This is a genomic window from Roseovarius amoyensis (assembly GCF_003260265.1).
GTDB classification, from domain to species: domain Bacteria; phylum Pseudomonadota; class Alphaproteobacteria; order Rhodobacterales; family Rhodobacteraceae; genus Roseovarius; species Roseovarius amoyensis.
Window position 1 is genome coordinate 41,620 of record NZ_QITQ01000010.1, and the last position, 23,158, is coordinate 64,777.

A 23,158-nucleotide genomic window follows, 5' to 3' on the forward strand; every position below is an offset into this window, starting at 1 on the left:
TAGGGATTTGAATGCTGTCGAACTGGGGGAAGTCGGGTTGCTGAGTGTCTTCAGAGGGATCATCGCGGTCTGCCTCGTGCTGTTGGCGGCGGGCTGTACCCTGCCGCGCAGTGCCGCGCTGCAAAACCAGATCATCAGCGAAGGCACGTCGCAAACCCCCTCTTTCCAGGTGGTCGAGGTCACCCGCGCCGCCATGCCGATGCTGGCGCGCTGGCCCTATACCGGGGATGATGCGCGCCACGGCTGGTTTCGCGCCGACCGCGGCCCCGATTCGTCGCTGATCCGGACCGGCGACCGCATCGACATCGTGGTCTGGGACAACCAGGACAATTCCCTGATCTCCGACATCGGTGACAAGCAGACCCAGATACCGCCCCTGACAGTGTCCGCCACCGGGACCGTCTATCTGCCCTATGTGGGCGAGGTCGTCGTGCGTGGCCTGACGCCCGAGGCGGCGCGTGAACGCGTGCAGCAAAAGATGGAAATGGTTGTGCCGGCGGCGCAAGTGCAGCTGGGTGTGACGCCGGGGCGCAACAATTCGGTTGATGTGGTCAGCGGTGTCGGCAATCCGGGCCGCTTTGCGCTGCAGGATCGCAATACGCGCATCCTGAGCGTGCTGGCACAGGCCGGGGGCGTCGATACCTCGCTGCGCCAGCCGCGCATTCGCCTGCAGCGCGACGGGCGGGCCTATTCGACCCGGCTGGATGCGGTGCTGTCGGACCCGTCGCTGAACGTGCGCGTTCAGGGCGGCGACCAGATTGCCGTGGTCGAGGACATGCGCAGCTTTACCGCCATCGGCGCCTCGCAGAACCAGCGGCTGATCCATTTCGAAAAGGAACGGATGTCAGCGCTCGATGCGGTGTCGGCGGCCGGCGGGCTGAGCGCGCGGCGGGCAGACCCCAAGGGGGTGCTGATCCTGCGCGAATACCAGCCGCGCCAGTTGCGCAAGGGCCCCGAGGGCCCGGACATGCAGCAGGTGGTCTTTGCCATCGACCTGACCAGCGCCGACGGGCTGTTTGCTGCCCGGCAGTTGCAGGTTCATCCGGGTGACACGCTGCTGACCACCGAAAGTCCGATCACCAGCGCCCAGACCATTCTGGGATTGATCGGCTCGGTCGTGGGGATTGGCGCGCGCGTCGACAACATCGGCGAATAGGGCGGGGCGCGCCAAATCGTGCCCCGGGGCGCGTATCCGGCTATGCGGACGCGCTGTCAGCCGCTGGCGAAGATGTTCTCGATGTCGTCGTTTTCGACGCTCGCGTCGTTGGGCGCGGCGGCCTCGTCCCGGCTGTCGGACAGGTCTTCGGGCCGACCGATCGGGCCGGTGGGCGGGATCGGCGGGCGCAGGGCCTGGGCCACTTCGTCGCTGTTCGGGCGGCGCTGGGCGGTCTCGATGCTTTTGGCGGGCACCTTGACCCGGCGGGGCCGAACTGCGCGGGCTCTGCGGCGGCTGATGCGACGCGCGCGGTGGCTCAGCAGCAGCGCGGCGTGGCGCAATTCCCGCCGGCGCAGCGGCGCATAGCTGAGCAGGATGGCGCAAACCAGCACCAGATCTCGCCACAGGGCCGACGCCGCGCCGGCGCCGAACTGCGACATCGCCGCCGAAAGGCCGGAGGCCAGAACGAACAGCGCCAGCGCCAGCGCGAAGATGCGCAGGTGGATACCGGCGATGAAACAGGCGGCAAGCCCGAACAGCGCCGCCTTGCCGGCCAGATCGGCCAGCGTGCCGGGCATGAGCGGTCGAAACAGCGCGGCATGGTCGAAACCCTGGATCAGGCCCAGCGAAATGGCCATGAGGTAGGACCCGATCACGATACGGATCAGGTTGAGGCCGAAATAATTCAGCGAGCGGTCGTTTTTCATCAGCGCCTTCATGAGTCTCCGCCCAGACGTTTCCGCGCACAGTGCGCATGCCATTGTCACGAGTCAGGGCCCGGCCAGAAACCGGCGTACCCGCCCAAGGTCAGGTACTGCGATGAAAGTTTGTCAAAACTGCAGCATAAAGGTGAAAATTGCGGGGGAGGAGGCGGTCAGGCAGGACGCGATAAGTGTATCGAAGGAGGCCATTCCGGACTTGTGAGCGATGCCTGCGCGAAACAACGGGCGTGCGCAGCTTTGCCCCGAAGGTGGGAGCCCGCACAGCAGGCTCCCGCGTGTCATGCTAAAGAGATCAGGTGAGGGCACGCGCCGAAGCAGTTCAGGCGTCGGCGGTCTCGCTGTCCTCGGTTTCCTCGTCGCTCTCGGCGATCCAGGCGACGCTGACCACTTTCTCGCCGTCGCGGGTGTCGAAGACACGCACGCCGCCAGCGCCCCGTGAACGGAACGAAATGCCCTCTACCGGGACGCGGATGGATTGCCCGCGCGAGGTGGCCAGCATGATCTGGTCCTCCATCTCAACCGGGAAGACCGCGACCAGCGGCCCGCCACGCATGGCGCGGTCCATCGCCTGCACGCCCATGCCGCCGCGCCCGCGCACCGGGTAGTCGTGGCTGGAGCTCAGCTTGCCCGCGCCCTGTTCGGTGATGGTCAGGATCAGCGCCTCGGCCGCGCGCATTTCCTCGAACCTTTCGGGCGACAGCGGCGCATCGGCGTTGCCGTCTTCTTCGACCGCGGTTTCATCGTCGTCGGCGCCGGCCATCTGGCGGCGCATCTTGAGATAGGCGGCGCGTTCGTCGGCCGTGGCCTCGAAATGGCCCAGCACGCACATCGACACGACCCGGTCGCCCGGTTGCAGGCGGATACCGCGCACGCCGGTGGAATCGCGGCCCTTGAAGACGCGCACCGCCGTCGCCGGAAAGCGGATCGCGCGGCCGCCCTGCGTGACCAGCATGACATCGTCCTCTTCCGAACAGATGCGGGCATTGACCAGCTGCGTTTCCTCGTCGGGCAGCTTCATCGCGATCTTGCCGTTCGACTTGACGTTGGTGAAATCCGACAGCGCGTTGCGTCGCACGCCGCCGGCCGAGGTGGCAAAGACGATCTGCAGCTTGTTCCAGTCCTCTTCGGGGACATCGACGGGCATGATCGCGGCGACGGAAACGCCCTGTGGAATGGGCAGGATGTTGACGATCGCCTTGCCCTTGGATGTGCGCCCGCCCAGCGGCAACCGCCATGTCTTGAGCTTGTAAACCATGCCGTCGGTGGAAAAGAACAGCAGCTGGGTGTGGGTATTGGCCACGAACAGCGTGGTGACCACGTCCTCTTCCTTGGTGGCCATGCCTGACAGGCCCTTGCCGCCGCGTTTCTGCGAGCGGAAATCGGCCAGCGCGGTGCGCTTGATATAGCCGCCCTGGGTGACGGTGACGACCATGTCCTCGCGTTCGATCAGGTCCTCGTCGTCGAAATCGCCTTCCCATTCGACGATCTCGGTGCGGCGGGGCACGGCGAATTGTTCCTTTACCTCGCGCAGCTCATCCGAGATGATTTCCATGATCCGGGCGCGGCTGGCGAGAATGGCAAGGTATTCCTTGATCCGGCCCGCCAGGTCGCCCAGTTCGTCGGTGACCTCTCGCACACCCAACTGCGTCAGCCGTTGCAGCCGCAGATCTAGGATCGCACGCGCCTGAATCTCGCTCAGGTTATAGGTGCCGTCCTCGTTGGCGGTGTGGGTCGGATCGTCGATCAGCGCAATGTATTCAAGGATGTCCCCCGCCGGCCAGCGCCGGGTCATCAGGCGTTCGCGCGCCTCTGCCGCGTCGGCGGAGGACCGGATCGTCGCAACCACCTCGTCGACATTGGACACCGCCACCGCCAGCCCGCACAGAACATGGCTGCGCTCGCGCGCCTTGCGCAGTTCATAGGCGGTCCGCCGCGCGACCACCTCTTCGCGGAAGGCGATGAAGGCGCTGAGAAAGCCGTGCAGCGTCAGCTGTTCGGGCCGCCCGCCGTTGAGCGCCAGCATGTTGCAGCCGAACGAGGTTTGCATCGGGGTAAAGCGGAACAGCTGGTTCAGCACCACCTCGGGCGTGGCGTCGCGTTTGAGCTCGACCACCACGCGCACGCCGGCGCGGTCGCTTTCGTCCTGGACGTGGGCGATGCCCTCGATGCGCTTTTCACGGGCGCATTCGGCGATGCGTTCGATCATCGTCGCCTTGTTGACCTGATAAGGCACCTCGTCGATGACGATGGCGTAACGGTCGCGGCGGATTTCCTCGACACGGGTGCGGGCGCGGATCAGCACGCTGCCGCGCCCCTCGAGATAGGCCTTGCGCGCCCCCGTGCGGCCCAGGATCAGCCCGCCGGTGGGGAAATCGGGGGCGGGAATGTACTGGATCAGCGCGGCGCTGTCGAGATCGGGATCGTCGATTAGTGCCAGCGTGGCGTCGATCACCTCGCCCAGGTTGTGGGGCGGGATGTTGGTGGCCATGCCCACGGCGATGCCGCCGGCGCCGTTGACCAGCATGTTGGGAAAGCGTGCCGGCAGAACGGTCGGTTCGCGGTCCTTGCCGTCATAGTTGTCCTGAAAATCGACGGTGTCCTTTTCGATATCCGCCAGCAGCGCCGAGGCGGGACGCGCCATCCGCACCTCGGTATAGCGCATGGCGGCGGCGTTATCGCCGTCCATCGAGCCGAAGTTGCCCTGACCGTCGAGCAGCGGCAGCGACATCGAGAAATCCTGCGCCATCCGCACCAGCGCGTCATAGATCGCCGAGTCGCCGTGGGGGTGGTATTTACCCATGACGTCGCCCACCGGGCGGGCCGATTTGCGATAGGGTTTGTCGTGCGTATTTCCGGTTTCGTGCATCGCGTAGAGGATGCGCCGGTGCACTGGTTTGAGCCCGTCACGCAGGTCGGGAATCGCCCGGCTGACGATCACGCTCATCGCGTAATCGAGGTAGGACGTCTTCATCTCATCGGTGATCGAGATCACCGGGCCGTCATACACCGGACGCTCTGGCGGCGTTTCGGCTGGATTTTCAGGGGTTTCCGGCGTGTCGCTCACCTGGGACCTGTCCTGTTCTGATTTCTCAATATCTTGTTGTGGCGGTTATATCAGAGCCCGGATATGGGGTGCAATGCCCGGTGCGGCGGTGATGCAAGATGGCTGCTGGCAGCAGTGGGGTGCGGCTGATAACACACTGTTTTTATTGAAAAGTAAAAAACACATGCCATCCTTTTCATATCAGGCATGAAAAGGAGCAGAAAAATGGAGATGTCCGAGACCGAAATGATGCTGAAAGGCTATGGGCTGACCACGGCGGAATTCTTCTACCGGATGCCCGACTATGAGCATGTGCTCAATTCCTTTGTCTGGCAGGAGTACGATATCGCGCCGGATCACCCGCGCCTGTTCAGCTTTATCGAGTACTGGCAGGACCAGATCGAGGGGCCACTGCATTCGGTGCAGTTCACGCATCGCAAGATGATCGCACCGGGCGAATGGCGTCAGCTGAAAGGGGAATTCCGCATTAACTGACGCCCTGCCGCGCTCAGGGGATGATGCGGGTGTATTTCATACCTTCGAGCGAGGCCCCCACCAGCGCACCGGCCTGGCCGAATACGACCGCGACGACCGGCGCCGTTGTGGTCACGGTGTCGGCACGCAGGTTGCCGCCCTGATCGTTGAAGACATATTCCACATCCGCACCGGCGACCCAGCCCGATGCCCGGCGGAACCGCGCCAGCGCTTCTTCGGTCATGAAGAACAGGACATGGGCGAATTGCTGGGCGCCGATCTGCAGCCCGAAGCTACCCTTGGTGGCCGAGTAGAAATCAACCGTGACGCCGCCCACGCGCAGCGCGCCGCGGCCATAGCCGCCCCCGACGATGAAGCCGCCCTCGGTCATCAGTGGCATGACCAGCATGCCGGTGGACTTGTTGGCGATCTCGCGCGTGGCCGGGTAGGTGGTGAACATGTGGTTCAGGGTTGAATCGACGCGGGCGTCGATTTCCTGTGCCTTGTTGCTGCCCACGCCGTTGCCGCAACCCGCCAACAGCGGGGTGCCCGCAAGGACGCCCAAGGTGAAACTGCGTCTGGAAAGTATGCTCATGGTTTCCGCCTGTTACTGCTTGATGCCGCTGCCGGCCTTGTTGTGCTGCCGGTCGCGGCCAGTATAGGCAGAACCGCCTGCAGTGTCACCCGGAAAGCGCCCGCTGGGCGGCATGTTGCCCATACCTTTACCCGGTGCCGGCCGGGCTGACGATGTGCCACGAAATTGGATGAAATAAGAGCGGGTTGCGGTGCGAATCTAAACCTTGCCTCACCCCAACGCACGGGCGGCCTGGGGCGCGAAATAGGTCAGGATGCCATCGCAGCCCGCACGCCGAAAGGCCATCAGGCTTTCCATCATCGCGCGGTCGCCGTCGATCCAGCCCGCCTGCGCGGCGGCCATGATCATCGCATATTCGCCCGACACCTGGTAGGCAAAGGTGGGCGTCCCGAAGCTGTCCTTTACCCGCCGGCAGATGTCCAGATAGGGCATCCCCGGCTTGACCATCACCATGTCTGCGCCCTCCGACAGGTCACGCGCGACACAGCGCAGCGCCTCGTCGGAATTGGCCGGATCCATCTGATAGGTCTTCTTGTCGCCCTTCAGCGCGCCGGATGCGCCCACCGCGTCGCGGAACGGCCCGTAAAAGGCCGAGGCGTATTTCGCCGCATAGGACATCAGCATCACGTTTTGGTGGCCTGCGCCCTCCAGCGCGGTGCGGATGGCGCTGATGCGGCCGTCCATCATGTCTGAGGGGCCGATGATGTCGACACCGGCTTCGGCCTGGGCAAGCGCCTGTTTCACCAGCGCCTCGACGGTTTCGTCGTTGACGATCTCGCCATCGACGACAAAGCCGTCATGGCCGGTATCGGAATAGGGGTCCAGCGCGACATCGGTCATCACCACGATGTCGGGCACCGCGTCCTTGATTGCACGGGTGGCGCGGTTGGACAGGTTGTCGGGGTTCCACGCCTCGGCGCAGTCGGCGGTGCGCTTGTCCGACCCGGTATAGGGGAAAAGGCAGATCGCCGGGATACCCAGCGCCGCCGCCTCGCGCACGGCCTCGACCACGCGATCGACTGACCGGCGCACCACACCCGGCATCGAGGGCACGGGTTCCTCGACCCCTTCGCCATCGCGCACGAAGAGCGGCCAGATCAGGTCGCCCGGCGACAGCGTGGACTGCCTGACCAGCGCGCGCACGGCGGCGTTTTGGCGGGTGCGGCGCAGGCGGGTTGCGGGAAAGGGGGCCTGGATCGGGCGCATGGTGGGTTTCCTTGTCGTTTCGGTCATGTCACTGGCATGGAAATTTCCCCATCTCAAGGGTAGGAATTGCCGCGCGGCGGCGCTATGAGAGCAACGGCGACGAAGCCTTGGGCATTACAGGCGCTTGAGACGTGGACTGGTACGACACCGTTTTCGAACTTATCGACATGCGCAGTTTCAGCAACCTGTGGTTCTGGATCATGCTTGCCGTGATGTGGTCGTCGATGAGCCATTGGGTTCTGGGCGTGCCCTGGGACATGATCTTGCGCACCCGCAAACAGGGGGGGGCGGAGACACAGGCGGACCTGGAAACGATGGTGCGCATCAACACCAGGCGCATATTGCTGATTGCCTCAGAATCAGGGCTGCTGCTGGCGGCGTTCGGCAGCTTTGTGCTGACGTCGCTGGTGCTGCTGGGGTTCGTCTATGACAACGAATTCGCGCAGGCGGTGTTCATGCTGGGTTTTCCGATGACCTTGGTTGGTCTGGCCTCGATCGCGACGGCGCGGCGCATCCGCCGTGATGATCTGCAAGGTGATGCGCTGTACAAGGCGATGCGGCGCCACCGGGTGATCACGCAGGCGATCGGCATGGTTTCGATCTTTGTCACCGCCATGTGGGGCATGCTGCAGAACATGAACATCGGCGCGCTGGGCTAGGGCCAGCGGGCGATGGGCGAAACAAGCAAGATTGCGGTTGGCGGTGCGCCCGAGGGGTTCGATGCGCGCCTGGTGCTGGACGAGGCCGCGCGTGCCGGCGGCCCGGTCATCCATGTTGCGCGCGACGACAAGCGCATGGCGCAGATGGCCGAGGCGCTGGCGTTCTTTTACCCCTCCATGCCGGTGCTCCGGTTTCCCGGCTGGGATTGCCTGCCCTATGACCGGATGTCGCCCAACCCCGAGATATCGGCGGCGCGCATGGCGACGCTGGCGACGCTGGTGCATCGTCCGCCCGAACGGTTCGTCGTTCTGACCACGCTCAACGCCGCCACCCAGCGGGTGCCCGCGCGCGAGGTGCTGAACGGGGCGACCTTCGTGGCCGAGGTCGACAGCCGCGTGGATGAGGCGGCGCTGAAGAATTTTCTGGTGCGGATGGGCTTTTCCCAAAGCCCGACTGTAACCGAGCCGGGTGATTTCGCCGTGCGCGGGGGCATCATCGACATCTACCCGCCGGGGGCGGGCGGGCCGGTGCGCCTGGACCTGTTCGGCGACGTGCTGGACGGGGTGCGCCGGTTCGACCCGGCGACCCAGCGCACCACTGAAAAACTGACGCGCGTCGAACTGGCCCCCGCCAGCGAGGTGATTCTCGACGAGGCGGCGATCACGCGGTTTCGCCAGAACTATCGTATCGAATTCGGCGCCGCCGGCAGCGACGATCCGCTCTACGAGGCGGTCAGCGCCGGCCGCAAGAGCGCCGGTATTGAACACTGGCTGCCGTTCTTTCATGACCGGCTGGAGACGCTGTTCGACTATCTGCCGGACGCGCCGGTGACGCTGGACGATCAGACCGCCAACGGCCGCACCGCCCGGTGGGAGGCGGTCTGCGACCAGTACGGCGCGCGCCGCCATGCGCTGGGCCAGAGGGGGGCCGGCAGCGTCTACAAGCCGGTGCCGCCCGAGACGCTTTATCTTGACCCGGCGGCGTGGGATGTGGCGGTTGCCGGGCGGCGCTGCCTGTCCTTTTCGCCCCTGCCGCAAAGCCCCGGCCCCGGCGTGATCGACGCGGGCGGGCGCATCGGGCGCAGCTTTGCGCCCGAGCGGCAGCAGGAAAACGTCAACCTATTCAGCGTCCTGAAGGACCACGTCGAGGCCAAGCTGGAGGTCGGGCCGGTGCTGATCGCGGCCTTTTCCGAGGGGGCGCGCGAACGCCTTGAAGGGCTGCTGGAGGATGAAGGCCTGATCGGTGCGGTCGGCTTGCGCGATGCGGGTGGGCTGGGGCGGCACGGGCTGCACGTGACGGTCTGGGGGCTGGAGCAAGGGTTCGAGGCGCCATTTGGCGATGCCTGCCTGACGGTCATTGCCGAGCAGGATATCCTGGGCGACCGGCTGATCCGCGCGCCGCGCCGGCGCCGGCGGGCCGAGAACTTTCTGACCGAAGCGCAGTCGCTCAGCACGGGCGACCTGGTGGTGCATGTCGACCACGGCATCGGGCGCTATCACGGGCTTGAGGTGATCACCGCCGCCGGTGCCGCGCATGAATGTCTGAGCCTGGAATACGCCGAGGGCGCGCGGCTGTACCTGCCGGTCGAAAACATCGAACTGCTCAGCCGCTACGGGCACGAAGAGGGGATGCTCGACCGCTTGGGTGGGGGGGCATGGCAGGCGCGCAAGGCCCGGATGAAGGAACGCATCCGCGAGATGGCCGACCGGCTGATCCGGATCGCGGCCGAACGCGCATTGCGCCGCGCCCCGGTGCTGGAGCCTGAACATCACGCGTGGGAGGCATTCGCCGCACGCTTTCCCTATGAAGAAACTGACGACCAGCTCAGCGCCATCGGCGAGGTGCTCAACGATATGGCCTCGGGCACGCCGATGGACCGGTTGATCTGCGGCGACGTGGGGTTCGGCAAGACCGAGGTGGCCATGCGCGCGGCCTTTGTCGCGGCGATGCAGGGCCTTCAGGTGGCGGTGATCGCGCCGACGACACTGCTGGCGCGCCAGCATTACCAGAGCTTTGCCGAGCGGTTTCGCGGCTTTCCCGTCAGTGTACGACCGCTGTCGCGGTTTGTTTCGCAAAAGGACGCCGCGGCGACGCGTGCGGCGATGGCCGACGGCAAGGTCGATATCGTGGTGGGCACGCACGCGCTGTTGGCCAAGGGCGTGCGCTTTGCCAACCTGGGGCTGCTGGTGATTGACGAGGAACAGCGTTTCGGCGTCGCCCACAAGGAACGCCTGAAACAGATGCGGTCCGACGTGCATGTGCTGACGCTGACCGCGACGCCAATTCCGCGCACGCTGCAGCTCAGCCTGTCGGGGGTGCGCGACCTGTCGATCATCGCCACCCCGCCGGTGGACCGGCTGTCGGTGCGCACCTATGTCAGCGAGTTCGATCCCGTTACCGTGCGCGAGGCGCTGCTGCGCGAACATTACCGCGGCGGCCAGAGCTTTTTCGTCGTGCCCCGCATCGACGACCTGCCCGAGGTCGAGGACTTCCTGGCCCAGCAGGTGCCCGAGGTCAGCTTTGTCGTGGCGCACGGGCAGATGGCGGCGGGGGAACTCGACAGCCGCATGAACGCCTTTTACGATGGCAAGTACGACGTGCTGGTGGCCACGACCATCGTCGAATCGGGGCTCGATATCCCGGCGGCGAACACGATGGTGATCTGGCGTGCCGACATGTTCGGGCTGGCCCAACTTTACCAGATCCGCGGGCGGGTGGGCCGATCCAAGCTGCGCGCCTATGCCTATCTGACCACCAAGCCACGGGTGCCGCTGTCGCCGGCAGCGCAGAAACGTCTGCGGGTGCTGGGCAGCCTCGACACGCTGGGGGCGGGGTTCACCCTGGCCAGCCAGGACCTGGACATGCGCGGCGCCGGCAACCTCTTGGGCGAGGAACAGTCGGGCCAGATGCGCGACGTGGGGTTCGAACTTTACCAGTCGATGCTGGAAGAGGCGATCGCCAAGATCCGCGCCGGCGAGATGGAGGGCCTGACAGAACCGGACGAACAATGGGCGCCGCAGATCAACCTGGGCGTTCCGGTGCTGATCCCCGAAAACTATGTGCCCGACCTGGATGTGCGGCTGGGGCTTTACCGCAGGCTGAGCCAGTTGCACGGCAAGGTCGAGCTGGAAGGCTTCGCCGCCGAACTGATCGACCGTTTCGGCAAGCTGCCCAGAGAGGTCAACACCCTGCTGCTGGTGGTGCGGATCAAGGAGATGTGCAAACGCGCGGGCATTGCCCGGCTTGATGGCGGGCCGCGCGGCGCGACGATCCAGTTCCACGACGACAAGTTCGCCAACCCCGCGGGTTTGGTCGAATTCATCCGCGATCAAAAGGGGCTGGCCAAGGTGCGCGACAACAAGATCGTCGTGCGGCGGGACTGGAAGAAGGATTCAGACAAGATCAAGGGCGCATTCGCCATCGCCCGCGACCTGGCGCAAAAGGTCAGGGAAGCGGGAAAAACCTGATATGTCAGGATTTTGTCTGGTATCGTTAAAAAGATACTACGGCATCTCTTTGCTTCTTGCGCCCCGCGCCTGACCCGGGGCCTCTTGTCAGAGGGGCGAGGCCCCGGCTCGGGGCCGGGACGGGGCCAGCCAGCGGCCGGCGCGAATGCCTTATTCCTTTTCCTTGCCGCCGGTCTTGCCGCCCGGCTGGCGGGTCTTGAACGCCTTGACCCGTTCGGCCAGCAGCGTGCGCGCCTTCATGTTGGCGCGGCGCACCCGCATCGAGGTCAGGAACGCCTCTTCGGCGGTTTGCGAGGTGGCGCCCAGCACCTTGACGATGTCGTTCACCACCTGTTCGTCGCCCGACGCATCGATATAGCGGATCACCTGCGTTGCCAGGTCGTCGGCCAGTTCCTCGGTCACGCCCATGTGCCTACCTCGTGGTTTCTGTCAGGCGGCGTTTCACGTAATCGGTGACCGTCCCGATCATCTGGTCCATGTACGGGTCTTCGAAGAAGTGGCCGGCGCCCTCGATCTCTTCGTGGGTGACGGTGATGCCCTGCTGTTCCTGCAGCTTGCGCACCAGGGTGCGGGTGTCCGGCGGGGGGGCAACGCGATCGGCGGCGCCGTTGATGATCAGCCCTGATGACGGGCAGGGTGCGAGGAACGAGAAATCGTACATGTTGGCTGGCGGGCTGGCCGAGATAAAACCGGTGATCTCGGGCCGGCGCATCAAAAGCTGCATGCCGATCCAGGCGCCGAACGAGAACCCGGCGACCCAGCAATGCTTGGAATTGTTGTTCATCGACTGCAAATAGTCCAGTGCGGCGGCGGCGTCTGACAGCTCGCCCACACCCTGGTCATATTCGCCCTGACTGCGCCCTACGCCGCGGAAATTGAACCGCAGCACGGTAAAGCCCATGTTGTAGAATGCGTAGTGCAGGTTATAGACAACCTTGTTGTTCATCGTGCCGCCGAACTGCGGGTGGGGATGCAGCACGATAGCAATCGGCGCGTCCTTTTCGCGTTGCGGGTGATAGCGGCCTTCGAGCCGGCCTTCGGGGCCGGGAAAGATTACCTCGGGCATAGGGTCATATTGTCCATCTTTCGGGGCACCGGGGATCGTTGACGGCCAATCCCGCGGCCTTTACGTTGATCTGGTTTCCAGCTTTGGCTGGATGGGCTTTCAGCGAGATAAGCTTTGCAGGTCGTCAGGTCAATCTGTTCGCGGGGACGGACGCATGAAACTGAGCACGAAAGGGCGCTACGCGATGGTGGCGCTGGTCGATATCGCGCTGATGCAGGGCGAGGGGCTGGTCACGCTGGGCGAGATCGCCAAGCGGCAGGACATTTCGCTGCCGTATCTGGAACAGCTGTTCGTCAAACTGCGCCGCGCCAAGCTGGTTGAATCGGTCCGCGGGCCGGGCGGCGGCTATCGCCTGGCGCGGCCGGCCTCGGAAATCCGGGTGTTCGACGTGTTGCATGCGGTCGACGAAACCGTCGATGCGCTGCATATGGGCGCCGGCGCGTCGGGCGGCACCAGCGGGTCGCGCGCGCAGTCGATGACCAATCGGTTGTGGGAAGGGCTGAGCGCGCATGTTTACGTGTTCCTGCACCAGACCCGGCTGAGCGACGTGGTGACCAATTCGCTGGCGCCCTGTCCGGCGGTGCCGACGCTGTTTTCGGTGGTGGACGACGAATAAGCACGGGTGCTAAGGCACAGCCGATGCGATGGGGGCGCCGCCCCCGTCACGGCCCGGGGCCGCGACTCCCCCGGGGTATTTGACCCAGAAAGAAGCAGGGGAAGCAATGGCGCGGGTCTATCTGGACTACAACGCGACGGCGCCGCTGAGGCCCGAGGCGCGTGCGGCGATGATCGAGGCGATGGATCTGGCCGGCAACCCGTCGAGCGTACACGCCGAGGGGCGCGCGGCGCGCGGGTTGGTCGAGCGCGCACGCGCGCGGGTGGCGGCGGCCGTGGGCGCGAAGCCGCAGGAAGTGGTCTTTACCGCCGGCGCGACCGAGGCGGCGAGCGTTCTGGCGCGCTGGCCGGGGCCGGTGCGGGTGCAGGACACCGCCCATGATGCGTTGTGGTCGCACCGGCGTGAGACGGGCGAGGGGACGGCGATCCTCGCCATGGGGCTGGCCAATTCCGAGACCGGCATCCTGACCGAGCCGCCGGCCGAGCGCGAGGGCGTCTTGCTGCTGGATATCACTCAGGCGGTGGGGCGGGTGTCGTTCTCTTTTGCCTGGAGTGGGGCGGATATCTGCGTCATGTCAGCGCACAAGCTGGGCGGACCCAAGGGTGTGGGGGCCCTGATCGTGCGCGAGGGGTTGGAAATACCGGCCCTCAGCCTGGGGGGCGGACAAGAGATGGGGCGGCGATCCGGCACGGAAAATGTCATTGGAATCGCGGGGTTCGCCGCCGCGGCGGACGCGGCGATGCGCGACCAGGAGGCCGGGACCTGGACGCGCGTCGAGGAACTTAGAAACATTCTAGAATCTTGCCTTGTGGATTCCGCCCAAGAGACTATTTTTGTCGGGAAATCGGATCGGCGCTTGCCCAACACAGCCTGCTTCATCACACCGGGCTGGAAGGGAGAGACGCAGGTAATGGCGATGGACCTGGCCGGGTTCGCGGTCTCGTCGGGATCGGCCTGTTCCAGCGGCAAGGTGCGTGCCAGCCGCGTGCTGCAGGCGATGGGCTTTGATGCGGACCACGCGGCATGCGCGGTACGTGTCTCTCTGGGGCCGGCGACGACCGAGGACGATGTAACGCGCTTTGCCAAAACCTGGGCAGGGCTGCACGAAAAACATCGCGCCCGCGTGGCGTGACGCGAAAGGAGTTTGGGCATGGTGGCACTGGACCGGACCGAGGTCAAGGAAGGGGTCGACAAGGAAACCGTCGACGCGGTGCTTGAGGTCGGCACCTACAAGCACGGCTGGGAAACCGATATCGAGACGGAATATGCCCCCAAGGGGCTGTCCGAGGACATCGTGCGCCTGATCTCGGAAAAGAACGGCGAGCCGGAATGGATGACCGACTGGCGGCTGGCGGCCTATGAACGCTGGCTGCAGATGAAAGAGCCCGACTGGGCGATGGTCGAGTATCCCGAGATCAATTTCCAGAATCAGTACTACTATGCCCGTCCCAAGAGCATGGACCAAAAGCCCAAATCGCTGGACGAGGTCGACCCCAAGCTGCTGGAAACCTATGAAAAACTCGGTATTCCGCTGAAAGAACAGATGATCCTCGCTGGCGTCGAGGGCGTCGAGGGCGCCGAGGATGCCGCCCCGGCGGATGGCGCGCAGGCCCAGGGTCGCAAGGTGGCGGTCGATGCGGTTTTCGACTCGGTCAGCGTCGGCACCACCTTTCAGGCCGAACTGAAAAGGGCCGGGGTGATCTTTTGCTCGATCTCCGAGGCGATCCGCGAACACCCTGAGCTGGTCAAGAAATACCTCGGTTCCGTGGTTCCTGTCAGCGACAATTTCTATGCCACGCTCAACTCGGCGGTCTTTTCGGACGGCTCTTTCGTCTATGTGCCGCCCGGCGTGCGCTGCCCGATGGAGCTGTCGACCTATTTCCGCATCAATGCCGAAAACACCGGCCAGTTCGAGCGCACGCTGATCATCGCCGACAAGGGCGCCTATGTCAGCTATCTGGAAGGGTGCACCGCGCCCAAGCGCGACGTCGCCCAGCTGCACGCTGCAGTGGTCGAGATCATCATCGAGGAAGACGCCGAGGTGAAGTATTCGACCGTCCAGAACTGGTTCCCGGGCGATGAAAACGGCAAGGGCGGCATCTATAACTTCGTCACCAAGCGCGCGGATTGCCGCGGCGACCGTGCCAAGTGCATGTGGACCCAGGTCGAGACCGGCAGCGCGGTGACGTGGAAATACCCGTCCTGCATCCTGCGCGGCGAGGCATCGCAGGGCGAGTTCTATTCCATCGCCATCACCAACAACTGGCAGCAGGCCGATACCGGCACCAAGATGATTCACCTGGGGCGCAACACGCGATCGCGCATCGTGTCCAAGGGCATCAGCGCGGGCCATGCGCAGAACACCTATCGCGGCCTGGTCAGCATGCACCCCAAGGCCAGGGACAGCCGCAACTATACCCAGTGCGACAGCCTGCTGATCGGTGACAAGTGCGGGGCGCACACGGTTCCCTATATCGAGGTCAAGAACAACTCTTCGCGGGTGGAACACGAGGCGACCACGTCAAAGGTGGACGAGGACCAGATGTTCTATTGCCGCCAGCGCGGCATGGACGAGGAAGAGGCGGTCGCGCTGGTCGTGAACGGGTTCTGCAAGGATGTGTTGCAGGCGCTGCCGATGGAATTCGCTATGGAGGCGCAGCAACTGGTCGCGATCTCGCTCGAAGGGAGCGTGGGCTGATACGCCGCGCGCCCAAGGGCGGGATGGAAACGGACAAAGGGTTGGACGCCGCGGCAGCCACGGGCGGGCGGCAGGAATTCTGGAGAATCTGAGAAATGTTGGAAATCAACAATCTGCACGTCGATCTTGAAGACGAAGACAAGACCATCCTCAAGGGGGTGACCCTCTCGGTGGAACCGGGTTCGGTGCATGCGATCATGGGGCCAAACGGGTCTGGAAAATCGACGCTCAGCTATGTTCTGGCGGGGCGCGACGGCTATAAGGTGACGCAGGGCGGCGCGACGCTGGAAGGCCGCGACATCCTGGACATGGAGACAGAGGAACGCGCCGCGGCGGGGCTGTTCCTGGCGTTTCAGTACCCGGTGGAAATCCCCGGCGTGGGCAACATGACCTTTCTGCGCACGGCGCTGAATTCCCAGCGCAAGGCGCGCGGCGAGAAAGAGATGAGCGCGACGGATTTCCTCAAGATGGTGCGCGAAAAGGCCCGCACGCTCAAGATCGACGCCGACATGCTGAAGCGGCCGGTCAATGTCGGGTTTTCCGGCGGCGAGAAGAAGCGTAACGAGATCCTGCAGATGGCGGTGCTGGAACCGCAGATGTGCATCCTCGACGAAACCGATTCCGGGCTGGACGTCGACGCGATGAAGCTGGTCGCCGACGGAGTGAACGCGCTGCGTGACGGCAAGCGTGCGTTCCTTGTGATTACCCACTACCAGCGGCTGCTGAACCACATCAAGCCGGACGTGGTGCACATCATGGCCAATGGCCGCATCATCAAGACCGGCGGCCCCGAACTGGCGCTCGAGGTCGAAGAGAACGGCTATGCCGACATCCTTGAAGAGGTGGCGTGATGGCTTTGGACGATCCCAGGGTTTCGGCCACCGAGGAACGGCTTGCGACAATGGAGGTGCCCGATGTGGGCTGCACCGCCCGCGCACGCGAGGCGGCGCTGGGCAGGGTGCGGGCCATGGGGCTGCCGCAGGCGCGCGACGAGTACTGGAAATACACCCGCCCCGACACGCTGATACAGCCACAGGCCCCCGCCGCGGCGGTGTTCGAGGATGACGAGCCGCCGGTGTTTGACGGCGGAGACCGGCTGAAGATCGTCTTTGTCGATGGCATCTTCGACCCGGATAGATCGGATGATCTGAGCCTCGAAGGGGTCGAGATCGACCGGCTGGAGGATGTCTGCTGCACCAAGGAACACTGGGCCGAAGACCTGTACGGCACGCTGGAGGCGCGCGGCCAGACACCGGTCGCGCGGCCGCTTGCGGCGCTCAATACCGCCTATGCCGGCGACGGGGTCACCATCCGCGTGACGGGCAAGCCGTCCAAGCCGATCAACCTGATCTACATGCATGTCGACGAGGCGGCGGACGTTTTCCTGCACCATGTCGTGCGGGTGGAAAGCGGCGCGGTGGCGACGATTCTGGAAAACGGGCCGGCGGCGGCGCGGTTCAACAAGTGCATCGAAATCGACATCGCCGATGGCGGCACGCTGCACCATGTGCGCGCCCAGGGGCGCGACCATCAACGCCGCGCGGTGACGCATTTGTTCGCGCGGCTGGGGGCCGAGAGCGTCTTCAAGTCGTTCTCGCTGACCGTCAACGGGGTGCTGACGCGCAACGAATGCGTGGTCGAATTCCTGGGTGACGGCGGCATCGCACATATCGCCGGGGCCTGCGTGGGCGACGGTGATTTCCTGCATGACGACACCGTTTTCGTCACCCATGACGCCGTCGGCTGCGAAAGCCGCCAGGTGTTCAAGAAGGTGCTGCGCAACGGCGCGCGGGGCGTCTTTCAGGGCAAGATCCTGGTCAAGTCCGGCGCGCAAAAGACCGACGGCTACCAGATCAGCCAGTCGTTGATGCTGGACGACGACAGTGAGTTCGACGCCAAGCCCGAGCTGGAAATCTATGCCGATGACGTGGCCTGTTCGCACGGCTCGACCAGCGGGGCGATCGACGAGGACGCGCTGTTCTATCTGCGTGCGCGGGGGGTGCCGCATGGCATCGCCACCGACCTGCTGACGCTGGCCTTTCTGGCCGAGGCCGTCGAAGAGGTTGAGGACGTGACCCTGCGCGAAGAGCTGGTAGCGCGCCTCGACGCGTGGCTGACACGCCGGCGGGACTGATGCCGGTCACAACCGATATCATGGCCTCCTACCGGAGGCCGCGAATGGTGATGCGCCGCCTGCTGGCGTTGGGCCCGAACGAAGGCCGGGCGCTGGCGATCCTGATGTCGGGCTGCGCCGTGACCTTTATCTCGCAATGGCCCCGGCTGGCGCGCGAGGCGCATCTGAACGAACAGGACCTTTACTCTGAGATGGCCGGCGCGCTGATGGCGTGGCTCTTTATCGCGCCGCTGATATTCTATGCCCTGGCATTCGTCAGCCACCTCGTGCTGCGGGCGCTGGGCGGGACGGATGATGCCTTTGCCGCGCGGCTGGCGCTTTTCTGGTCGTGGCTGGCGGCCAGCCCGCTGATGTTACTCAACGGGCTGGTGGCGGGTTTTATCGGCCCGGGGCCGGGGCTGACCGGGGTCGGTGCGTTGTGGCTGGCGGTATTCCTGTGGTTCTGGATTTCGGCCCTACGCGAGGCCGGATGGGGAGAACGATGAACGCCGCGTACCTCAAATATCTGTTGCGCATCACCATGACCAACCCGCGCCAGGCCGGGCGCGAGGTGATCGCCCTTGGCCTGCCGTTGCAGGGGCTGTGGATGGCCCTGATGCTGATGGCGATTTTGCTGTCGCTGATGGTGTCGGGGGTCTTTCACGGTGCGCCGCTGCCGCCGGGCGCGATGGGGGACGCGATCCGGATGTCGCCGGCCTATCACTCGCCGCTGATCTTTGCGGTGATCAACTGGGGGCAGGCGGTGATGTCGGTCTTCGTTCTGCACTGGATCGGGCGGATGTTTGGCGGGCAGGGCACGCTGGGCGACATGCTGGCGGTTATGATCTGGTTGCAGTTCGTATCGCTGGTTCTGGCGGCGGTGCTGTTCGTGGCTGGATTGATCGTGCCCGTTGCGGGCGGGGTGCTGACGCTGATGGCGCTGGCCTGGGGCCTGTGGGCCACTGTCGCCCTGGTTGATGCCGCCAACCGTTTTGACAACATATTCAAGGCGCTTGGGGTTTGCCTGGCGGCGGTCGTCGCGTTTTCCGTGGGCATAACGCTGTTTTCTGCCGTGCTCGGCGGGCTTTCGATGGGAGGAGGCTGAAATGCTGGATGTGAACCGGGTGCGGGCCGATTTCCCGATCCTGAGTCGACAGGTGAACGGCAAGCCGCTGGTCTATCTCGACAATGGTGCCTCGGCGCAGAAGCCGCGCGTCGTGATCGACGCCGTGACGCGCGCCTATAGCGACGAATATGCCAACGTCCATCGCGGCCTGCACACGCTGTCCAACATCGCCACCGAGAAATACGAGGCCGTGCGCGGCATCATCGCGCGGTTCCTCGGCGTGGCGGATGAACGCCAGATCATCCTCAATTCCGGGACCACCGAAGGCATCAACATGGTGGCCTATTCCTGGGCGATGCCGCATTTGCAGGCCGGTGACGAGATCCTGCTATCGGTGATGGAGCATCACGCCAACATCGTGCCCTGGCATTTCCTGCGCGAACGCTGCGGCGTGGTGCTGAAATGGGTCGATACCGAACCCGATGGCAGCCTGGACGCCGGCAAGGTGATCGACGCAATCGGCCCCAGGACCCGTCTTGTCGCCATCACCCAGCTTTCCAACGTGCTGGGCACGCGTGTCGATGTCCGCGCGCTCTGTCACGCCGCGCGCGAAAAGGGCGTGCCGGTGCTGGTTGATGGCAGCCAGGGCGCGGTGCACGCGGCGCAGAACCTCGATGACATGGGCTGTGACTTCTACGTCATCACCGGGCACAAGCTCTATGGCCCGTCCGGGTCGGGCGCGATCTTCGTGCGCAATGAACGGCTGGCCGAGATGCGCCCCTTCATGGGGGGCGGCGACATGATCCGCGAGGTTCACAAGGATTGCGTCACCTATGCCGACCCGCCGATGAAGTTCGAGGCGGGCACCCCCGGGATCGTCCAGGCGATCGGGCTGGGGGCAGCGCTGGAATACCTGATGGATCTGGGCATGGACAACATCGCCGCCCACGAGGACCGGCTGCGCGATTACGCGGTAGAGCGGTTGTCGGGGCTGAACTGGCTGAACCTGCAGGGCACCGCGCCCGACATGGCGGCGATCTTTTCGTTCACGCTGGACGGGGCGGCGCATGCGCACGACATTTCGACCATTCTCGACAAAAAGGGCGTGGCGGTGCGCGCGGGGCATCATTGCGCCGGGCCGCTGATGGACCATCTTGGGGTTACGGCAACCTGTCGCGCCTCGATGGGGCTTTACAATACCGAGGCCGAAATCGACACGCTGGTCGAGGCGCTGGAACTGGCGCACGACCTGTTCGCCTGAGGCGGACACGCGCGGAAACTCGGGTGCGGACATGGATTCGGGGGCGGATTCCGGCCAGAAAACGGCCTGAATGCGGTCAAGGTGCGTCAACTCGGCAACACCCGGGAAACTCTTGCTATGGCTATTGGTATTTCGTCACGCTAGTGTGAAAAGACGGTCGACAACGGATTCAATTCGTTGTTTTATCCACCGTGTTTAATGCGAAAGGAGCTGCCCTAATGAAAGTGATCAAGCTTATCACTCTGCTGGCAATTGGTTTTGGTGCTGTCGCCTGTGCGCAGCAGCAACAGCAGCAGGAAGCACCGATCGTCGTTCCGGAGCCGGTTTACGACAAATACGGCAACCCGGTCTGATCGACGGGTCAATTTGACCCATCGGCCAGTAACGGCAGGTGCAAGACAAGATCAAGAGGCCGCAAACCGGTTACGGGTTGCGGCCTCTTACCTGTTGCGTGACCCTTGATAAGCGACCGGCCAAGCGACCGGTAGGTTCTTGGCGGCTCGGGCCTGAGGGTGCAATCTGTCGCCGGACAGCGGCGCAGGGCGTGAATTTCCCGATTGCGCGTGCAACGGGGCACGGCTATACCGCCCGGCGACGCACCCATAGCTCAGCTGGATAGAGCGCTGCCCTCCGAAGGCTGATGTCAAGGGGATGCCGTGATGAAGAGGACTAAGAAAGATACGTGATACCAAGCTCTTGCCGAGCAGATCGTTTTTCGATTTAAAGGCCGGAGAAGTCGCGTAAGCACTGCGTAAGCAGTCAGGGCCTGACGGTTCTACTGCGCACCCATAGCTCAGCTGGATAGAGCGTCGCCCTCCGAAGGCGAAGGCCTCAGGTTCGAATCCTGATGGGTGCGCCATAAACCTCGAAATTCCAGGGCATTGGCGTGGTCTGTTCCCACGATTGGGCACATGCGCGTCATGGCCTAAAGTAGGCGGGCTTCACCAAAGGTTGGCGGCAAAACTCAGGGTGCGGTTGGGAAGGCTCGCGATATCGTCGAGCAATGCGGGTCGAGACCGAGGAGGGGATCTGTTCCCACATCGGATCAAGGGCCGGGGCGAGAACCTCTGATACCTATCGCTGAAGCGCCTCCGTTCGCCAGGAGCACCGTGGTCCGCATCAGCAGTATCCGACTCTCAATGTTGGCTCACGGGTGTTAGCCAGCAAGCTGGGCGCGTGCCGCCTCAAACCGCTCACGTAGGTCTTCATGATCAACGTCTAAGTCCTCGACACAGTAGCTGTTCAAAAATTGCCGACCTGCAAAGAGATTCCGGTCGGTCTCGTTCAGTTTGGCGTCTTCACAGACCCCGGCCCATTCGGCTGCCAGCGTTGTCAGTTGGTCCCCTATGATGGCCTTGGCGTCATCCTCCTTGATCAAGAAATCAGGGGCCGCGTCGAGACAGCTTCGGAGCGTGCTCATGCGGTTCTCTCCCTTGATCAGCATCGCCTGCGTCGCCTCGTTGCCGGTTCTGCCCTGTGGGCAGATGTCGTAGGCAGGGGTGAGGGTGAGCCTCTTCCCATCCCAGAAGGCTGCATGGTTGCGCGCATGGTCGTCGGTGTTGCCGCATAGGATGTTGAATACTATGCGACCATAAAGCTCTCGGAGCGTTTCCTTCGGCTCTGCGAAGCGGTGGCGAATGATCTCGGCGAGGTCTTCGTAAGAGGCATAGCGCGCCATCATTTCGTCGAGACCTAGCATGGTCAGAGCCGAAACCATTGCCTTGCGCTGCCAGCCTTGCTCGACTTTGATGCGATCGAACCGTTCGATCAGCAGCACATCCTTGCCGCCCGCCGCAATCATCGAGACAGGGGCGACGGTGAGCCCGCAGGCCGCTGCCAGCCTCATGGCGACGAACTCCGCCTTGACGACGCTGTAGAGGTCCGTGCTCGAGGAGAATTTGGCGATCATCTTATGGTCGCCATTGTCAATCAGGGCCTTCGGGCGGGCACCACCAATCGACGTGCCGTGGTTCAAAGCCTGATCGAGCGCGGGCGTGAGCGGGATGCCTTTTTCGATCCGCTCGGCCGCTTCGAGCAACTCCTCATAGGTCGCCTCGGCCTTTAGGCGCGGGATAAACTCTGTGGCGGAGTGCTGAAAATCGAGTGCGCCGATCCGGTCCGAACCCGACTCCAGCAAGTATGTGAGTTCGCTGATCTCGCGGGCTTCTGCCTCTGCGGCTTTGGCGCCAACCAGGCGATTGATGATGACCCTGCGGCCCCAGGCGTCTGGTGAGCCGTCCCGAATGGAGCTTGCCATAGACAGGCCAGGGGCGGGTTCGATCAAGCCGCGCTCGAGCGGAAGCTCGGGTTCGTAGATCGGGATCGCGCCCGCACGGTTCAGGTAGCTGGCACCGTAGTTGAAGGCGAATTGATCCCCGTTCTTTGTGAGACGTCCAGCCACGACGGGCTCCGTTTCTCCGGGCAGCCAAATCCAGACAAAGGCGTCATCGTGTTGCTTCAGCTTAGAAGTCATCATCGACCTCTTGCTTGCGATGGCGGACGCTTTTCGGAAGCAAGGTTAGCTTCTCGTCGAGCCGGGTATTGTGCATTTGCAGGCTGCGATCATCGAGGTCAAACAGTCGAACACCCACCAGCGCTGCGACTTCGAAGACGATGCCGATCTCGGAGCCGGCCTCTCCATTTTCGATCTTGCGAAGCGTCTTGCGGGTGATCCCAGCCCGTTCGGACAGATCCTCGGCCGTGAGGCCACGCTCCAGCCGGCCAGCCTTTATTAGCTTGCCGAGGAGGGCAAGCGTCTGCTTTGTTGCTCGGGAGTAGCTGCGTGTTACTCTCATGGTAAACCCATCAATATGAGTGATTTAATATCCATAAGACGCCATCGCGGGCCTTTGGGTGCCCATAGCGTACAGCGCAGACCTGAATTGTCAAGGGAGTGGGTAAGTTAAGATCCTGAAGGCTTACGTGCGGGTCTTTAGATGCTCATTTCTGGGGAAGATCAGCTACAGGCGACGCACTCAAGCTCTGATCACAGTGAAACCAATCCGTGGAATAGGC

21 protein-coding genes and 1 tRNA gene are annotated in these 23,158 nt (G+C 63.9%); 14 read left to right on the forward strand and 8 right to left on the reverse strand.

Going from position 1 to position 23,158, the window contains the following annotated elements; all coding sequences use genetic code 11:
- The first annotated feature begins 37 nt into the window (after window positions 1-37).
- Window positions 38-1,156 carry a polysaccharide biosynthesis/export family protein gene (locus DL899_RS10380; protein ID WP_239494675.1) on the forward strand — a complete coding sequence of 373 codons (1,119 nt, stop codon included), beginning with the start codon at window positions 38-40 and terminating at the stop codon, window positions 1,154-1,156.
- A 56-nt stretch (window positions 1,157-1,212) separates the two neighbouring features.
- On the opposite strand, the gene DL899_RS10385 is transcribed toward DL899_RS10380, so the two are convergent.
- Window positions 1,213-1,863, reverse strand: coding sequence for a hypothetical protein (locus tag DL899_RS10385; protein ID WP_162685551.1), 651 nt, complete (start codon window positions 1,861-1,863; stop codon window positions 1,213-1,215).
- Between the two features lie 334 nt (window positions 1,864-2,197).
- The gene (gyrA, locus tag DL899_RS10390; RefSeq protein ID WP_111734287.1) at window positions 2,198-4,942 is read right to left on the reverse strand and encodes a DNA gyrase subunit A; all 2,745 of its coding nucleotides are present in this window, start codon (window positions 4,940-4,942) and stop codon (window positions 2,198-2,200) included.
- A 204-nt stretch (window positions 4,943-5,146) separates the two neighbouring features.
- Between gyrA and DL899_RS10395 the strand changes: the two genes are divergently transcribed.
- Window positions 5,147-5,416, forward strand: coding sequence for an usg protein (locus DL899_RS10395; RefSeq protein ID WP_111734288.1), 270 nt, complete (start codon window positions 5,147-5,149; stop codon window positions 5,414-5,416).
- A gap of 13 nt (window positions 5,417-5,429) precedes the next feature.
- On the opposite strand, the gene DL899_RS10400 is transcribed toward DL899_RS10395, so the two are convergent.
- Entirely contained in the window at window positions 5,430-5,990 is a 561-nt protein-coding gene (locus DL899_RS10400; protein WP_111734289.1) for a lipid-binding SYLF domain-containing protein, read from the reverse strand.
- Window positions 5,991-6,200: 210 nt separating this feature from the next.
- Window positions 6,201-7,196: a porphobilinogen synthase gene (gene hemB, locus DL899_RS10405; protein ID WP_111734365.1), complete on the reverse strand. Its 996-nt coding sequence runs from the start codon at window positions 7,194-7,196 to the stop codon at window positions 6,201-6,203.
- Between the two features lie 131 nt (window positions 7,197-7,327).
- On the opposite strand from hemB, the gene DL899_RS10410 reads away from it, so the two are divergent.
- Window positions 7,328-7,855, forward strand: a complete 528-nt coding sequence (locus DL899_RS10410; protein ID WP_111734290.1) for a component of SufBCD complex — start codon at window positions 7,328-7,330, stop codon at window positions 7,853-7,855.
- A gap of 12 nt (window positions 7,856-7,867) precedes the next feature.
- Complete coding sequence (gene mfd, locus DL899_RS10415) at window positions 7,868-11,323, forward strand: transcription-repair coupling factor (RefSeq protein ID WP_111734291.1); 3,456 nt, start codon at window positions 7,868-7,870, stop codon at window positions 11,321-11,323.
- 150 nt (window positions 11,324-11,473) lie between these two features.
- Here the strand turns inward: mfd and DL899_RS10420 are convergent, their stop codons facing one another.
- The gene (locus tag DL899_RS10420) at window positions 11,474-11,731 is read right to left on the reverse strand and encodes a hypothetical protein (RefSeq protein WP_111734292.1); all 258 of its coding nucleotides are present in this window, start codon (window positions 11,729-11,731) and stop codon (window positions 11,474-11,476) included.
- Window positions 11,732-11,735: 4 nt separating this feature from the next.
- Complete coding sequence (locus DL899_RS10425; protein ID WP_111734293.1) at window positions 11,736-12,389, reverse strand: alpha/beta hydrolase; 654 nt, start codon at window positions 12,387-12,389, stop codon at window positions 11,736-11,738.
- Between the two features lie 154 nt (window positions 12,390-12,543).
- Between DL899_RS10425 and iscR the strand changes: the two genes are divergently transcribed.
- The 10 genes from iscR (at window position 12,544) to DL899_RS10470 (ending at window position 21,002) form a co-directional block, all read left to right on the forward strand.
- Window positions 12,544-13,005 (forward strand): Fe-S cluster assembly transcriptional regulator IscR, encoded by a 462-nt coding sequence (iscR, locus tag DL899_RS10430; RefSeq protein WP_111734294.1) that lies wholly within the window; start codon window positions 12,544-12,546, stop codon window positions 13,003-13,005.
- A 106-nt stretch (window positions 13,006-13,111) separates the two neighbouring features.
- Window positions 13,112-14,137: a cysteine desulfurase family protein gene (locus DL899_RS10435; protein WP_111734295.1), complete on the forward strand. Its 1,026-nt coding sequence runs from the start codon at window positions 13,112-13,114 to the stop codon at window positions 14,135-14,137.
- Between the two features lie 18 nt (window positions 14,138-14,155).
- The gene (gene sufB, locus DL899_RS10440) at window positions 14,156-15,703 is read left to right on the forward strand and encodes a Fe-S cluster assembly protein SufB (protein WP_111734296.1); all 1,548 of its coding nucleotides are present in this window, start codon (window positions 14,156-14,158) and stop codon (window positions 15,701-15,703) included.
- A 95-nt stretch (window positions 15,704-15,798) separates the two neighbouring features.
- The gene (gene sufC / locus DL899_RS10445) at window positions 15,799-16,554 is read left to right on the forward strand and encodes a Fe-S cluster assembly ATPase SufC (protein ID WP_111734297.1); all 756 of its coding nucleotides are present in this window, start codon (window positions 15,799-15,801) and stop codon (window positions 16,552-16,554) included.
- Window positions 16,554-17,837, forward strand: coding sequence for a SufB/SufD family protein (locus tag DL899_RS10450; protein WP_111734298.1), 1,284 nt, complete (start codon window positions 16,554-16,556; stop codon window positions 17,835-17,837). Before sufC ends, DL899_RS10450 begins: the two co-directional genes overlap by 1 nt.
- Window positions 17,837-18,322, forward strand: a complete 486-nt coding sequence (locus DL899_RS10455) for a YIP1 family protein (protein ID WP_111734299.1) — start codon at window positions 17,837-17,839, stop codon at window positions 18,320-18,322. Before DL899_RS10450 ends, DL899_RS10455 begins: the two co-directional genes overlap by 1 nt.
- The gene (locus tag DL899_RS10460; RefSeq protein ID WP_162685552.1) at window positions 18,319-18,921 is read left to right on the forward strand and encodes a Yip1 family protein; all 603 of its coding nucleotides are present in this window, start codon (window positions 18,319-18,321) and stop codon (window positions 18,919-18,921) included. The genes DL899_RS10455 and DL899_RS10460 overlap by 4 nt, the downstream gene beginning before the upstream one ends.
- A 1-nt stretch (window position 18,922) precedes the next feature.
- Window positions 18,923-20,143: a cysteine desulfurase gene (locus tag DL899_RS10465; RefSeq protein ID WP_111734301.1), complete on the forward strand. Its 1,221-nt coding sequence runs from the start codon at window positions 18,923-18,925 to the stop codon at window positions 20,141-20,143.
- A gap of 218 nt (window positions 20,144-20,361) precedes the next feature.
- Window positions 20,362-20,496 (forward strand): hypothetical protein, encoded by a 135-nt coding sequence (locus tag DL899_RS20095; RefSeq protein ID WP_275426792.1) that lies wholly within the window; start codon window positions 20,362-20,364, stop codon window positions 20,494-20,496.
- Between the two features lie 429 nt (window positions 20,497-20,925).
- A tRNA-Arg gene (locus tag DL899_RS10470) sits at window positions 20,926-21,002 on the forward strand.
- A gap of 297 nt (window positions 21,003-21,299) precedes the next feature.
- Here the strand turns inward: DL899_RS10470 and DL899_RS10475 are convergent.
- Window positions 21,300-22,619, reverse strand: a complete 1,320-nt coding sequence (locus DL899_RS10475) for a type II toxin-antitoxin system HipA family toxin (RefSeq protein ID WP_239494676.1) — start codon at window positions 22,617-22,619, stop codon at window positions 21,300-21,302.
- The gene (locus tag DL899_RS10480) at window positions 22,606-22,938 is read right to left on the reverse strand and encodes a helix-turn-helix transcriptional regulator (protein ID WP_111734302.1); all 333 of its coding nucleotides are present in this window, start codon (window positions 22,936-22,938) and stop codon (window positions 22,606-22,608) included. Before DL899_RS10480 ends, DL899_RS10475 begins: the two co-directional genes overlap by 14 nt.
- Window positions 22,939-23,158 lie beyond the last annotated feature (220 nt).

Bases quoted from the DNA above. Each gene is read 5' to 3' on its own strand.
- hemB (WP_111734365.1), bottom strand. From the start codon at position 7,196: ATGCGCCCGATCCAGGCCCCCTTTCCCGCAACCCGCCTGCGCCGCACC.
- mfd (WP_111734291.1), top strand. From the start codon at position 7,868: ATGGGCGAAACAAGCAAGATTGCGGTTGGCGGTGCGCCCGAGGGGTTC.
- DL899_RS10395 (WP_111734288.1), top strand. From the start codon at position 5,147: ATGGAGATGTCCGAGACCGAAATGATGCTGAAAGGCTATGGGCTGACC.
- DL899_RS10400 (WP_111734289.1), bottom strand. From the start codon at position 5,990: ATGAGCATACTTTCCAGACGCAGTTTCACCTTGGGCGTCCTTGCGGGC.
- DL899_RS10465 (WP_111734301.1), top strand. From the start codon at position 18,923: ATGCTGGATGTGAACCGGGTGCGGGCCGATTTCCCGATCCTGAGTCGA.
- DL899_RS10450 (WP_111734298.1), top strand. From the start codon at position 16,554: ATGGCTTTGGACGATCCCAGGGTTTCGGCCACCGAGGAACGGCTTGCG.
- sufC (WP_111734297.1), top strand. From the start codon at position 15,799: ATGTTGGAAATCAACAATCTGCACGTCGATCTTGAAGACGAAGACAAG.
- DL899_RS10425 (WP_111734293.1), bottom strand. From the start codon at position 12,389: ATGCCCGAGGTAATCTTTCCCGGCCCCGAAGGCCGGCTCGAAGGCCGC.
- DL899_RS10455 (WP_111734299.1), top strand. From the start codon at position 17,837: ATGCCGGTCACAACCGATATCATGGCCTCCTACCGGAGGCCGCGAATG.
- DL899_RS20095 (WP_275426792.1), top strand. From the start codon at position 20,362: ATGAAAGTGATCAAGCTTATCACTCTGCTGGCAATTGGTTTTGGTGCT.
- sufB (WP_111734296.1), top strand. From the start codon at position 14,156: ATGGTGGCACTGGACCGGACCGAGGTCAAGGAAGGGGTCGACAAGGAA.
- DL899_RS10480 (WP_111734302.1), bottom strand. From the start codon at position 22,938: ATGAGAGTAACACGCAGCTACTCCCGAGCAACAAAGCAGACGCTTGCC.
- DL899_RS10475 (WP_239494676.1), bottom strand. From the start codon at position 22,619: ATGATGACTTCTAAGCTGAAGCAACACGATGACGCCTTTGTCTGGATT.
- iscR (WP_111734294.1), top strand. From the start codon at position 12,544: ATGAAACTGAGCACGAAAGGGCGCTACGCGATGGTGGCGCTGGTCGAT.
- DL899_RS10420 (WP_111734292.1), bottom strand. From the start codon at position 11,731: ATGGGCGTGACCGAGGAACTGGCCGACGACCTGGCAACGCAGGTGATC.
- DL899_RS10385 (WP_162685551.1), bottom strand. From the start codon at position 1,863: ATGAAAAACGACCGCTCGCTGAATTATTTCGGCCTCAACCTGATCCGT.
- DL899_RS10460 (WP_162685552.1), top strand. From the start codon at position 18,319: ATGAACGCCGCGTACCTCAAATATCTGTTGCGCATCACCATGACCAAC.
- DL899_RS10435 (WP_111734295.1), top strand. From the start codon at position 13,112: ATGGCGCGGGTCTATCTGGACTACAACGCGACGGCGCCGCTGAGGCCC.